This window comes from Hyphomonas sp. KY3 (assembly GCF_017309975.1).
Classification (GTDB): Bacteria; Pseudomonadota; Alphaproteobacteria; order Caulobacterales; family Hyphomonadaceae; genus Hyphomonas.
This window is the reverse complement of record NZ_CP022271.1, coordinates 1,072,794-1,086,298: the sequence shown is the minus strand read 5'-3', so window position 1 is coordinate 1,086,298 and position 13,505 is coordinate 1,072,794. Positions and strand designations below refer to the sequence as shown.

Annotated in this window: 12 protein-coding genes and 1 riboswitch; of the genes, 1 reads left to right on the top strand and 11 read right to left on the bottom strand. The window is 60.2% G+C overall.

What is annotated here, in order from left to right:
- Position 1: 1 nt before the first annotated feature.
- The 3 genes from CFA77_RS05575 to CFA77_RS05565 all read right to left on the bottom strand — a co-directional run bounded on the left by CFA77_RS05575 (position 2) and on the right by CFA77_RS05565 (position 3,160).
- Positions 2-1,273, bottom strand: coding sequence for an amidohydrolase family protein (locus tag CFA77_RS05575; protein WP_206992601.1), 1,272 nt, complete (start codon positions 1,271-1,273; stop codon positions 2-4).
- Positions 1,270-2,682 (bottom strand): amidohydrolase, encoded by a 1,413-nt coding sequence (locus CFA77_RS05570; protein WP_206992600.1) that lies wholly within the window; start codon positions 2,680-2,682, stop codon positions 1,270-1,272. The genes CFA77_RS05575 and CFA77_RS05570 overlap by 4 nt, the downstream gene beginning before the upstream one ends.
- A 127-nt stretch (positions 2,683-2,809) precedes the next feature.
- Positions 2,810-3,160, bottom strand: a complete 351-nt coding sequence (locus CFA77_RS05565; RefSeq protein WP_206992599.1) for a hypothetical protein — start codon at positions 3,158-3,160, stop codon at positions 2,810-2,812.
- A 145-nt stretch (positions 3,161-3,305) separates the two neighbouring features.
- On the opposite strand from CFA77_RS05565, the gene CFA77_RS05560 reads away from it, so the two are divergent.
- Positions 3,306-4,655, top strand: coding sequence for an acyltransferase (locus CFA77_RS05560; RefSeq protein ID WP_206992598.1), 1,350 nt, complete (start codon positions 3,306-3,308; stop codon positions 4,653-4,655).
- 3 nt (positions 4,656-4,658) lie between these two features.
- On the opposite strand, the gene gcvPB is transcribed toward CFA77_RS05560, so the two are convergent.
- The 8 genes from gcvPB to CFA77_RS05520 form a co-directional block, all read right to left on the bottom strand.
- A complete protein-coding gene (gcvPB, locus tag CFA77_RS05555) occupies positions 4,659-6,230 on the bottom strand; it encodes an aminomethyl-transferring glycine dehydrogenase subunit GcvPB (RefSeq protein WP_242517499.1) in 1,572 nt (523 codons plus the stop codon).
- A complete protein-coding gene (locus CFA77_RS05550) occupies positions 6,227-6,676 on the bottom strand; it encodes a hypothetical protein (RefSeq protein ID WP_206992597.1) in 450 nt (149 codons plus the stop codon). The genes gcvPB and CFA77_RS05550 overlap by 4 nt, the downstream gene beginning before the upstream one ends.
- A complete protein-coding gene (gene gcvPA, locus CFA77_RS05545) occupies positions 6,676-8,019 on the bottom strand; it encodes an aminomethyl-transferring glycine dehydrogenase subunit GcvPA (protein WP_206992596.1) in 1,344 nt (447 codons plus the stop codon). The genes CFA77_RS05550 and gcvPA overlap by 1 nt, the downstream gene beginning before the upstream one ends.
- Before the next feature lie 20 nt (positions 8,020-8,039).
- On the bottom strand, positions 8,040-8,411 hold the full coding sequence (gene gcvH / locus CFA77_RS05540; RefSeq protein WP_206992595.1) for a glycine cleavage system protein GcvH: 372 nt from the start codon (positions 8,409-8,411) through the stop codon (positions 8,040-8,042).
- Between the two features lie 13 nt (positions 8,412-8,424).
- Positions 8,425-9,582: a glycine cleavage system aminomethyltransferase GcvT gene (gene gcvT, locus CFA77_RS05535; protein WP_206992594.1), complete on the bottom strand. Its 1,158-nt coding sequence runs from the start codon at positions 9,580-9,582 to the stop codon at positions 8,425-8,427.
- Between the two features lie 144 nt (positions 9,583-9,726).
- Positions 9,727-9,818, bottom strand: a riboswitch (glycine riboswitch).
- A gap of 108 nt (positions 9,819-9,926) precedes the next feature.
- The gene (locus CFA77_RS05530; protein ID WP_206992593.1) at positions 9,927-11,057 is read right to left on the bottom strand and encodes a DUF697 domain-containing protein; all 1,131 of its coding nucleotides are present in this window, start codon (positions 11,055-11,057) and stop codon (positions 9,927-9,929) included.
- Positions 11,058-11,127: 70 nt separating this feature from the next.
- Complete coding sequence (gene argS, locus CFA77_RS05525; protein ID WP_206992592.1) at positions 11,128-12,900, bottom strand: arginine--tRNA ligase; 1,773 nt, start codon at positions 12,898-12,900, stop codon at positions 11,128-11,130.
- 3 nt (positions 12,901-12,903) lie between these two features.
- Positions 12,904-13,461 (bottom strand): hypothetical protein, encoded by a 558-nt coding sequence (locus tag CFA77_RS05520; protein ID WP_242517498.1) that lies wholly within the window; start codon positions 13,459-13,461, stop codon positions 12,904-12,906.
- Between the last annotated feature and the right edge of the window lie 44 nt (positions 13,462-13,505).

Sequence of the window (13,505 nt, the reverse complement as noted above, 5' to 3'; positions counted from 1 at the left end):
GTTATGGCCGTGTAAAAGCGCGCGGCCGTTCACTCTCATCCAGGCTGAGATAACGGTCACGCAGTCGCGTTTGGCGGGACTCGAGTGACTGCTGCTCGCCGGCAATGATGACAGCGATGGGTGCAGACGCGACCTCCAAAGGATCCCCGTCCCAACCAACCACATCAGCGGGTGCGCCGGGCGCGAGGCGACCATACCCCGTCAGGCCGAACATGTCCGCCGGGGCGGTGGTCAACGCCGCCAAAGCATCATCGAAGCTCAGTCCGTTGGCGACTGCATTGCCGGCAAGCTGTGTCGCAAGCCGCGCCTGATGGCTGCTATCCCCAACATTGGCAATGGCAAATGTAACGCCTGCTGCGGCCAGTCGCGCTGCATTTTCAGATGTCGCTGCCAGTTTCTCAAACGAGCCCGGAAGATTGGAAAACGCATTGATGATCACCGGGATATCCATCTCGGCCAGCCGTGGCGCCACACGCCACGCTTCGTCCGCGCCGACAATCACGATCTTCAGTGACGGCTCCTCCTCGGCCAGATCCATCACGGCATTCAAGTCACTGGCACGACTCGCTTCAATCAAGATTAACTGCTGGCCCCGTGCGGCGGGCGACAGCGCTTGTGCATCAATCCGGTTCAGAACCGCGCCATCATTCTGCGTGATGTAGCGCGCTGGATAGCTGCGCGCATCATCCAGCGCCGCCCGCAGCAGCGTCATGGCAGACTGCCGCGAGCCGCCAGCAAGACCCGCGCCTGCTTCACCGAGCTTGATGAAGGTGAACGCCTTCTCATCCAGCTCCGTATCGAGATCACCGCTCGTATCAGCTACGAAACCCTGCCCGGCAAACAGCGCATTGCCGGTGTTGGGTACAACAACCAGGCGCGTAAAACCTTCGATCCGGGTGACATCAATCGCAGTGGCGTCGGGATTGAACCCATCGGCTGCATTCAGCGCGGCTGAAAACGGAGACATCGCCGCCGCCGTGTCATTCGTAGAATCTTCCGCGCCAACTTCAACCAGGCCTGTTCGGGCAAAGGAGGCGATCAGACCAGGCGTGACCCATTCAGCGGAAATCTCGGTGGCGCCACCTGGCACTTCAGTATCTGCCCCGCCGACCGTGACAATCCGGTCGTCCTCGATGACAACAACGCCGTTTTCGATCATACCTTGAGCGGTGCCGGTCCAGACCGTTTCACCGCGAATGACGAACGTATCGGCGTACGCGGGCGCCGCTGCGAGACCCAAGGCGGCAACGCTTGTAAGTAGTGTACGGATCATTTGCGATCTCCTTCACCAGGTTGGCCTATTTCAAAATCCATCACAGGATTGGTCTCAGGATGGTCGCGGTCAAACATCAGCGCGCCGTCAATAAAGACCTGGTCTGCCTTGGCGTAGACGCTGAACGGGTCATCGGACCAGACGACGACATCCGCCATCTTGCCGGGCTTCAGGCTGCCCGTACGATCGTCAATGCCCAATGACTTGGCCGGGTTCAGCGAAAGCCACGTCCAAGCGACCTCTTTCGGAATATCGATACCTGCCCTCAAACCATCAGACCATGCCTTGGCGGCTTCCTGGTTGAGACGTTGAATACCGACATCACTGTCCGAATGGACGATGGCACACGCGCCGGCCTTGTGGACCATCGGGATGTTCTCACGGACGCCATCATAGGCTTCCATCTTGAAGCCCCACCAATCGGCCCACATGGAAGAACACGCACCATATTCGGCCAGCTTGTCGGCAATCTTGTAGCTTTCAACGGCATGGTGAAAGGCGGTGACCTTGTAGCCAAACTCCTTCGACATATCCATGATTTGCGCCATCTCATCGGCGCGGTAGCAATGCATGTGCACGAGGATGTCGCCATTCAGCACACCCGCGAGCGTGTCCAGTTCGAGATCACGCGCAGGTGGTTCACCGCCTTCGTCCTCGTACTTCTCCCATTTGCGCTTGTATTCTGCAGCCTTGATCCAGGCTTGCCGGTACCCTGCCACATTGCCCATCCGAGAATAAGGGGCGCCACCAGGAAAACGCCCGCCGCCATAGCCATACACGCGCTTGGGATTCTCGCCGCAGGCCATCTTCAGCGTATAGGGCGCGTCCGGAAATTTCATGCCCTGAACGGTCCGGCTCGGCACGTTCTTGAGGATCACGCCGCGCCCGCCGAACAAGTTTGCGCTGCCCGGTAGCACCTGGAGCGAGGTGATGCCTCCGGCTATCGCCCGCGTGAAGCCTGGATCTTGCGGCCAGACACCGTGCTCCGACCACACTTCCGCTGTGACCGGCGCAGAAATTTCGTTGCCATCGCCGTGCGCGGTCACACCGGGCGAGGGATAGACGCCGAGATGGCTGTGATTGTCGATAATGCCCGGAGTCACCCAGCGACCTGTCGCATCAATGGTCTCGGCACCATCCGGGGCTTCGATATCGGCGCCTAGTGCGACGATCTTGCCATCCTGCAACAGCAGGCTGCCATCTTCGATCAGGTTACCTTCGCCATCGAGGATTGTGGCATTGGTGATCAGGACAGGCGCATTCGGATAGGGCGCATATGTGGAGGGATAGGGATTGCGGTCGAACGCGTCTTCCGACGACGCAGCCTTGTCGGCATCGTCGCCTCCACCGCACGCTGAAAGCAGGAGTGCCGCAGCGCAAACAGCTGCCAGCCCATAAAGTATTCGCATTTCATTTCGCCCCGTGTCCGCAGAAAGGTTTGGCGCATACTGCTGACATTTCTCCCGGCTTCAAGGCCTGAGCCGGAAACACGCGTGAAATTCTTGCCTGCCCGGCCGGATTTGCCGCAATTTGTTTCTACTGTTCCGGTTGAGACGGGTCTTTCTTGTCTCGGCCGAACACCAAGCGCATCAGCCAGTTTGGCGCAAACCGTTCGACCCGGGGATGCCTTGCCAACACGCTCTCCATCCACCGCCTGCCCCACATCGCGTTCCGCCCCAGCAGCACGACACCAAGAATGGCAATCGGCAAGCCAACAGGAATGATCGGCGTGACGAAAGCGATTGGAATGGCCACCACGATCATGATCAGACCGGTAAGCGCCAAAATCTGGCGGAACGCTACGTTCACACCATTGCGCAGCCCCGCCGCAGGCTTTGGGGAAGCTGCGGTCTGTTCCGTTTTCATGTGGGTTTCGTCATCGGCCATTAAGCTGAATATGGGAAAAGAAGCGGGCGCCGCCAGCGATATCGTCATGATGTGGTCAAAGTCTGGTGTCTGCGTTACCTGATTGCTACAGATTGCCCGCTCGTTCCGCGCGCAGGGCGGGATGAAGTGTTGCGTGAGGCCCGGAATGAAACTGCAGTCTGTTCAGGTCCTGCGTGGAGTGGCGGCCCTCCTGGTCGTTCTCTATCACACCAGAGCCCACGAAACTCGCGGCATCGCCCATAATGGTGGCGGCGAGTTGGCTTGGCTTGGCGGCATTGTGACGAATGGTTTCGCCGGGGTCGACCTGTTCTTCGTGATCTCCGGCTTCATCATGGTCGCCGTGACCTACGAATTGAAGCCCGGCATCCAGACAGCTCTGAACTTCGTGTTCCGTCGGCTGACCCGGGTCTATCCGGTCTGGTGGCTGTTTGCCGGTATCACCACAGTCGGTCTGCTCGGCTATTTCCAGTTGGGCAATATGGTCGAAACGTTGCAAGTCACGTCGCGTCCGGAGCCAGACTGGATCTATATCATCAAGTCCTTCCTGCTGATTCCACAGGAAAAGGAGCCGGTACTTGTGGTGGGGTGGACGCTGATCCATGAAGTCTATTTCTATCTCGCGTTCAGCCTCGTCTTGCTGCTTCGCAGATCCTGGTGGCCCTATGCGTTGCTTGGCTGGGGAGCTGCAGTCATCGCAGGATGGATGTCTGGACTGTCCGGCCCGATCGTTACCGATTTCCTGTCGCTGTTTTTCTCGCCCATGACCATGGAATTTCTGTTCGGCGCCGCCACAGCAATGCTCGTCGCGTCCGGAGTTGCGTGGCGAGGTGGGATCGTGATGCTGGTCGCCACGCTATGGATGGTGGCGTCCCTGTGCCTGCAGGGGCCCCAAACCGATTACACACTTCAATGGGGCCGCGTCATGATGTTCGGCTTGCCGAGTGCCGCGCTCATCTACGGACTCGTCACGCTGGAACTTGAAGATCGTTTGGCATGGCTTGTCCCGGCGGGTGTCGGCGCTTTGCTGACTATCGCGGTTTTCCAGCTCTACGGACTGGGAGAAACAGCCCCTCTATCCGTGCGGGTCAATGCCACTATTGTTGCAGTTCTGGTGGGCGGCTTGGGCACACTTGCTACATTTTGGACAGGTTGGCTGGCTGGTCAGACTAGACCTCGCAGCGTGCGCGCCCTGTTTCCAGCCTTGCGCAAAATACTCGCTGCGATGGTCCGGCTCGGTGACGCCTCTTATTCGCTCTACCTCGTGCACACGATCGTCATCGTGGCCCTACGGGTCCTGTTCGGACGCCTCGGAGACATTCCCGTTCTCGCGCCTGTTTTCCAGCTCGGCCATCCTGGCCTGCTCGACAATGTCGCGTTTGCGCTTGCCTGCGTGACCGGATCGATTATCGCCTCGCTGCTCAGCTACACCTATTTTGAACGGCCAATGGGCGCGCTCTTCCGAAAGTCACGCTCAACAGTGCAGAACGCTTCCTGATCCTTATTCCGCCGCGACGGAACTCGTTTCTGGCGGTGTCCACTTGAGCACAGGCTTGCGGGCGGCCTGCGTTTCGTCCAGGCGACGCATCGGGGCGAGATAGGGCGCGCCCTTCATCGTTTCATCGCCCTGTGCAGCACGCCGGGCAATCGCCTCCAGCGAGTCACAAAAGCGATCCAGCTCGGCTTTCGATTCTGACTCGGTCGGCTCAATCAGCATCGCCCCATGCACGACCAGAGGGAAGTACATGGTCATCGGATGATAGCCCTCATCGATGAGGGATTTCGCAATATCAATCGTCTCGATCCCGTCCGCCGTGAAGGCATCGGAGAACAATGCCTCATGCATGCAATAGCCATCGAAAGCTGGTGTCATGACGGATTTCAGGCGCGCCTGAATATAGTTGGCGTTCAGCACGGCATCTTCAGAGGCCTGCTTCAAGCCGTCTGCGCCGTGGCTGAGCATATAGGTCAGCGCCCGGACGAACATGCCCATCTGGCCATGAAAGGCCACCATGCGGCCAAAGCTCTCGCTCGCATCACCTTCCATGTCCTCCACGAGGCGGAAGACCCCGTCTTCATCCTTCACAACGAAGGGCACGGGCGCGTAAGGCGCGAGTGCATCTGACAACACAGTCGGGCCAGAGCCCGGTCCGCCGCCACCATGCGGGGTGGAGAAGGTCTTGTGGAGATTGATGTGCATCGCATCGACGCCAAGGTCACCGGGACGGACCCGGCCAACGATGGCGTTGAAGTTCGCACCGTCGCAATAGAAGTATCCGCCAGCCGCATGGATCAGGTCGGCGATCTCCTTGATGTCGGTCTCGAACAGGCCGCAGGTATTTGGATTGGTCAGCATAATGCCGGCAATGTCGTCGGATTTTTCGAGCTTCGCCTTCAACGAATCCATGTCGACGCGGCCGCGCGCATTGGCCTTGATCTCGTCCACGATGAAGCCGCACTGAACGGCGGTTGCCGGATTCGTTCCGTGGGCGGAGGCCGGCACAAGAACGCGCTTGCGGGTCTCGGCCTCGCCGCGCGCGACCAGCGCCTGACGGATTGCCATCATGCCGCAGAACTCGCCATGCGCCCCGGCTTTGGGGCTCATCGCAACCGCAGGCATGCCGGTTAGTGTCTTCAGCCAAGTGGCCAATTCGTCGATCAGTTCCAGTGCGCCCTGCACGGTTGCCTGCGGCTGCAGCGGGTGGATATCCGCAAAGCCGGGCAAGCGCGCGAGCTTCTCGTTGAGACGCGGATTGTGTTTCATCGTGCAGCTGCCGAGCGGGAACAGGCCAAGGTCGATGGCATAGTTCTTCTGGCTGAGGCGCATGTAATGGCGCACGGTCTGTGGCTCCGACAGACCCGGCAGGCCGGCCGGCTGGCTGCGCGCAACGCCGCCAAGGCGTCCGCTCCGGTTCTGCGGCGCGGGCAGGTCAACGCCGGTTGTCTCAGACGTCCCGATCTCGAAGATCAGGCCTTCAGCCTGCAACAGGCCCCGCGAGCCAGACATGGTCTCGATGGCAGCTACCGAAGCCGAAGTCGGCGCCGTCGGGCGGCCTTGCATGTTCATGGTCATATCGGTTTCACCTCGTCAAAATATTCACTGCGGGCCACGAGCACCGCCTCAGCTGTTCGCTCAGGTTCATCAGCAAGGTAGGGAAACCAGAAGCTTATGCCGACTTCCGGACTTACTATAACGTCTAAACTGCCGATGCTTGAGAAACCCTTGCTCTCGAAAAGACGACGAGCGTCCTCGCTGGTGCGTCCCGTGAGGAGGTAATTATCCCAAGTAATTCGCGCGCGATCATCGAATTCGACCGCCTCGACAGTGCCACTTCCGGTAAAATAAACAAACACTGTGCCGTCGTCGTGGCAATATTCATGAGCCGGAAAAGCTGAGCTTTGCGTCCGGAAGAACTGCCGCGCCTTAAAACCGAAGCACTGCTCAACCTCGCCCCGAGACATCCCGAACCGGATTGGGAGCGGCCCTACGCCGGGTTTAAATCTGCATTCAAGCGTCATCAAAGCACCTCAGTCAGCGCCGCGGCATAGGCGGCTATGTCTTCCGGTGTCGTGCATTCGGTGGCGGCGCAAATAATCACGTCACCCATATGCCCATCGGGGAAGAGGCGGCTGGCGCGGACGCCGCCGACCACACCGGCCTCATCCAGCATGGCCAGCACGGCTTCGGCGTCCATCGGCGTGCGGAAGGCAAACTCATTGAAGAAACGCGGTGTCAGGATTTCGATGCCGGGCACCGCCTCCAATGCCTCCGCAAGATCGCAGGCCGCCTCATGGTTCAGCAGGGCCAGCTGCTCCAGCCCCTTGCCGCCCAGCAGCGTCATATGCGCCGTGAAGGCCAGTGCGCACAGGCCGGAATTGGTACAGATATTGGAAGTCGCCTTGTCACGGCGGATGTGCTGTTCGCGGGTCGACAGCGTCAGCACGAACCCGCGATCACCGTTGGCGTCAACGGTCTCGCCGCACAGGCGCCCCGGCATCTGGCGCACCAGTTTCTGGGTACAGGCGAACAGGCCGACATAGGGCCCACCGAAATTGAGTCCGTTCCCGATGGACTGGCCCTCGCCCACGGCAATGTCCGCGCCCATCTCTCCTGGCGGCGTGACAAGGCCCAGCGAGACAGCTTCGGTGAAGACCGACACAAGCAGCGCGCCTTTTTCATGCGCGGCGTCGGCAGATTTCGAAAGATCGGTCACCGTCCCAAAAATGTTCGGGCTCTGGCCGATGACGCAGGCGGTCTGATCGTCTACCGCATCGGCCAGCGCATTCTCTCCATCCATAGTTGCGGGCAACTGGACCACTTCGAACCCTTGCGCCTCGCACACCATTTTGGTGGCGGCGGCATAGTGCGGGTGCAGCCCGCCCGACAGAATCACCTTCTTCCGGCGCGTCACCCGCGTCGCCATGATGGCCGCCTCGGCACAGGCTGTGGAGCCGTCATACATCGAGGCGTTTGCCACATCCATGGCGGTCATCGCCGCAACCTGGGTCTGGAATTCGAACAAGGTTTGCAGCGTGCCCTGCGCGATTTCTGGCTGGTAGGGCGTATACGTCGTCAGGAATTCAGAGCGCTGGATCACCATGTCGACCGTAGCCGGAACATGATGCTTGTAGGCGCCCGCCCCGACAAAGAACGGACCGGACGAGGCCGACCGGTTCTTGGCCGCGAGATTCGACATGTGGCGCTCGACGGCGAGCTCCCCCTGATGGTCCGGCAAGCCTTCAATCGTGCTGCCGAGGCGCGCAGCTTCAGGTACGTCCGTGAAGAATTCATCGACTGTTTTGGCGCCGATGGTCGCCAGCATTTCTGCACGGTCTTCCGGGGTCAGGGGGAGGTATCTCATATGTGCTACTCCATCAACGCCTACAGGCCGTCACAAAATGCCTTGTAGGCATCCGCATTCATCAGCGATCCAAGTTCGCCGGCATCGGTCAGTTTCAACTTGCAAAACCAGCCTTTGCCTTCAGGGTCTTCGTTGACCGTCTCAGGTGCGTCAGCGAGGGCGGCATTGCCCTCCACGACTTCACCGCCGACGGGGGCATATACATCCGAAGCCGCCTTGACGCTTTCGACCACCGCCATGTCGTCGCCCTTGGCGAAGCTGGCACCCGCTTCCGGCACTTCGACAAACACAACATCGCCGAGCTGCTCGGCGGCGTATTTGGTGATCCCAACCGTGGCGACATCGCCATCCACGGTGATCCATTCATGGTCTTCAGTATAGTAAGTTGTCATGCCCAATTCCCTCTCAGCGTTTGTAATTGTGTGCCACGAAAGGCAGCGCGCACACTTCTGCGGGACGCGCCTTGCCTCTCACCATCAGATCGATTTTCGTGCCAGGCTCAGCCAGGTCTGCTCGCACATAACCCATTGCGATGGGCGCATCGACACTAGGTCCAAAGCCACCGGACGTGACAATGCCAACTGCTTTGCCATCAACTTCGATCACGGTTCCCTCTCGGGCTGGCGCGCGCTCCAGCGGCTGGATACCAACACGAACTTCAGCCGGGCCGGCGGCGAGAGCCTTCATAATACGTTCCGCCCCCGGAAAGTCAGCGCGTTCACGGCGTTTCTTCTGGATCACCCAGGCAAGGTCTGCCTCGACCGGGTCGCGGGTCGTGTCCATGTCGTGGCCATAGAGGCAAAGCCCAGCCTCGAGACGCAGGGAATCCCGCGCGCCAAGACCGATCGGTTTCACCCGGTCGTCGGTCAGCATTTCCTTGACGAGCGGCAGGCCAGCCTCCGGCGAGACAAGCACTTCAAACCCGTCCTCGCCCGTATAGCCACAGCGCGACACGATGCAGCGCGATCCGTTCAGTTCGAATGGCATGTGTCGCATGAATTTCAGATCTTCGCAGCCCGGGAAGAAGTCGCTCATCACATCAGCGGCCTTCGGGCCTTGCAGGGCGAACAGGATACGGTCATCGGCGCGCGTCAATACGGCCTTGCCTTCAAATGTCCGCTCAAAGAGCGCCCAGTCAGCTTCCTTCACAGCGCCGTTCACGACAATGTAGAGCGAACCTTGCGCATCTTCCCCGATCGGGCGGGTGATGATGAGGTCATCCAGAATGCCGCCCTCTTCATTGAGCAGCACAGTCAGGCGCGCCTGGCCCTCCTTGAGACTTGCAATATCTGACGGCACCAGCGTCTCGACCAGCGCGGCGATCTCGGCATGCGCGTCATCACCGCCGCCAATGCCATCGGCCAGCGACAGGAAGCATGGCCCCATATGGGAAACATCAAACAGGCCCGCCTGCGTGCGCGTCCAGAGATGCTCGTCCTTGACGCCCATTGGATACTGAACCGGCATTTCATAGCCGGCGAACGGCACAAGCTTCGCGCCCAGCTCTTCGTGCAAGGCATGGAGCGGCGTGCGCTTCAAATTCTCTGTCGTCGTGTCGTCCATGACGCCCTTTCATAAGGAGACGGGGCAGCCTCAAGCTGCGCATCGTCGCCCCCGCTGTCCTGGGCGCCTGAGAGATTCCGCCCGGCATGCGGGCTTGCTCCTTCGGCGAGACGGCACCATCAGCCCGTCTCTTTCCAGCGTGTTGTCTCTCTCCCGGTCCTTTTGCCTGAGCGTTTCCGGGGCGGTTGCGCCTTCGGCGGCGGGGTTGGGTACCCGCTCTCTCCCGGGAGGAGTTCGTCTATACGAGTCGAACTAGCGCGGATTCTGATGGCCAGCAAGCGCAGAGTCAGCAATCGCCTGCCCGAACGCCGACACTGCCCGGCGAACAGGCAGGCCGGCGTGCATCAGACTTCCGTCGCCTTGCGCCCAAACCACCCCTGCACCATCGACCACGCATTTTTCGAGCCCGACATGGTCTGCTCTGCCGCCCAGGCCGCGCGCGAAGTAAGCCCGCCGCAACGCTTGAGCAGATCCGTCGCGACCGAGCCGGATTCCTTTTTCACGCGTGCAAGTGCTTCGGCAGAAATCGAGCGGGCCTGTCGCGCGGACCAGCCTTCAAAGGCCCGGCAGCGGCGCTTGGCGAGATACCCCATCTTCAGGGTCAGCATGGCGTTTACCGCTCCGTCCATGACCGGTCCGGCGATCAATCCGCCCATACGCCCCAACAGGCCGCCGATCACATCCCCCGTCATGTCGGTCACATCTTCCAACGCACGGCTGACCACGACGATGGCCGCCACGTCCCGAAGGATCAGTAATGTGCCGCCGAGATGTGGGCGGCCAAAATAGATCTGGGAAATCTTCGCGATCAAGTTCGCATTGCGCCACAGCACCACGAAAGCATCAACGGTGCCGTTCATGGAGAAAGCCGTGGCCACGCCGACGCCGACCGCTTCGGCATGGATCAGCTTGTCGACCTTGGCGTCGAGTTTCTTGAGATGGATTTCGATATGGCGCTTCTGGAAAGCTTCAAGGTCTGCTGCGACCGTGGCGGCCTCTGTCATGTCCGCCGCCGCGAACCGGGCCAGCAAAGCGCGCCCGGCCACCATGCCTTCCTCGATAGACGCCACGTCCTCGACCAGGAGCGGATTGCGCTTCAACATGGTGAGATATTTCAAATCGTATTTCAGGCGCTGCGACAGGAGCGATATGTCCGGGTTTTCAATGTCGAACGGCGTATGGGGCGGTTTCGCTGCGACGGGCATGGACAGGAATGACGCGAGGGGCCGCCCGACCAGCAAAAGCAACAATCCCGCCAGCAGCAGGATGAACGCGTACCCCAGCACCGGGTGCACATCGTCGAACAGGCGGTAGAACAGAAATCCCTGTCCGATCACGGTCAGGAAGGCGAGCATCAGCAGCGCCGCTCCAGACCATTTGATGACTTTCCAGGCTTTCGACCATTGGGATGCAAACTCCCATTGGTACGCGCTGTCTGAACTGGTCTCCACCGGGACTGGCATGGTCTTGGCCATATCGGAACTCCTCTACTGACTGATCTCTCCGAAGAGGATCAGCGAGGAGTTGGGCCAAGGCAATACGTAGCTACATGCGCTCCGGAATGCGAATGCCGAGAAGGTCGAGGCCAGTTTCGAGTTGCTTGAGCACGGCGGCTGACAGGGCAAGCCGGCTGGCGCGAAGGTCAGGGTCTACTTCGGACGCAATCGGCAGCGCAGCATAGAAGGCGCTGAACCCCTGCGCGAGATTGTAGACATGCTCGCAGAGGATGTGCGGCATACGCTTTTCACGCGCCTGCAGCAGCGTCGCCGCGAAGCCATCCAGTTGCAACACAAGCGCGCGTTCGGCGTCATGGCCGATCCGGATCTCGCCAGCCTTGTGGCCAGCCTCTTCTGCCTTGCGCAGGACCGATTTGATCCGCACGGCCGCATAGAGCAAATATGGCCCAGTCTTGCCCTCAAAGCTCGTGAAGCGGTCGAGATCAAAGACGTAGTTACTAGTCCGGGTGTTGTGCAGGTCCGAGAAGCGCAGTGCCGCCAGCGCCACCTTGGCGGCAACATCCCGGCGCTCGTCTTCCGACATGTCTTCCGGCAGCTTTCCGGCTTCCGCAATCTTCTTCTGGGCTTCTTCGAAGGCCATGGCGTTGAGGTCCGCCAGCCGAAGCACGCCGCCTTCGCGGGTCTTGAAAGGCTTGCCGTCGGGACCGTTCACCGTGCCGAAGCCGATGTGTTCCATATGGCCTTCATCGATCAGGCCCAGCATTTCGGCGGCGCGGAAGACCTGTTCGAAATGCAGCGCCTGACGTTGGTCCACGACATAGAGCATCAGTTCCGGAACTGGATCCATATGCTCCATCCGGTCCTCAATCGTCGCGAGGTCGGTGGTATGATAGCCCGTGCCGCCGCGGCTGTTGACCAGCATGATCGGCGGCATGTCCTTCTTGTCGCTCTCACGCTCGATGCGAACGATCACGGCGCCGTCGTCTTCTTCGGAAAGGCCGGCGTCCTTGAACTTCTCGACGAGACCCGGGATCAAGTGATCGACATCACTCTCGCCCTTCCACAGGTCGAAATGAACGTTCAGGAATTCATAGTCGATCTTGAGCGCAGCGACCGACACATCAATGAAATGTCGCAGCAGGGCGCGATAACCTGGTCGCCCGGCCTGGAGTTCGGCCACGGCCTTCTGGCTGCGCTCATTGCGCGCCGCATCCGCCTTGGCCTTGTTGCTGGCCGCCGGGTAGAGGCGTGCGAGGTCTTCGATCGTGACGGGTGGCTGTTCCGGATACGGGCCCTCATAGACGGCGTCGAAATAGATCAGATCGGGCTGCTCGTCATACAGTTCTGTCACGAGGTGGCCCATCTGGAGCCCCCAGTCGCCGAGATGGGTGTCGCCTGTTACCTTGTCGCCGAGAAAACGGAGTAGTCGCACCAATGTGTCGCCGATCACGGCGGAGCGCAGATGTCCGACATGCATCGGCTTGGCCACGTTCGGGCCACCAAAGTCGATCACAGTGACCTTGGGGTCAGCCGCCAGTTCGCCGCCCGCCATGTCGTCCGACAGGATGCCCGCAGCACGCGCCGACATCGCCTCGTCGGAGACGCGGATATTGATGAAGCCCGGCCCGGCGACTTCTGCCGACAGGACCATGGGATGATCTTTCAGTGTCGCCGCGATCTCACCGGCAATCTCGCGCGGGTTCTTGCCGGCCGACTTGGCCGCCCCCATTGCGCCGTTACACTGGAAGTCCGCGAATTCCGGCTTGTCAGAGCGGCGCACGGCGCCCCATTTCGACTCCAGCCCCATGGCTTCAAAGGCGGCGCTGGCGGCCACCGACAGATCATTGATCAGGCTGGCCATTGGTTACTGTCCGGCATCCATGCGGAAACGCTTGCCCGCGCGGTTGAATTCCAATTGCTCCTGGGTCAGTTCGAACCCCACGACGACTTCGAAGTTCGTGCCCGAAATCGACTCATCCACACGCGGAATTTCGATTGTGCCTATGACTTCGGTTTTTCCGGTCAGGTTCTGGCCCCGGAAATTGCCCTCGGTGTTGAAGTATTTCTTTGCCAGCACCTTGCCGTTCCGGCGCGTGACCGCGACGTAGTAAGGGTAAGTGTGAGCACTGGAATCCGCTGCGGGGCCTTTTCCGAACGCGAAATCGATCTCGACTTCAGCTTCCAGTGGATTGTCCTCAACATAACGGCAGAACAGCCGTACATCGATGATTTCACCCGTGAATTCGATATTGGAATACAGCTCGCCACCACCATCAAATTCGACATAGCGCGACGAATCATAGAGGGCACCGACGGGTGGGCACGGGCCGGCATTCTGGCGCGTGTCGAAACTGTCCGCGATCTTTCCGGCACCACAGCCAGTGAGAATGACCGCGGCGAGAAGTGGGGCATATTTGATCATGCGTCGGCGTGTCCTTCTTGGCCTGATGCAAAGGCCTGTCCATC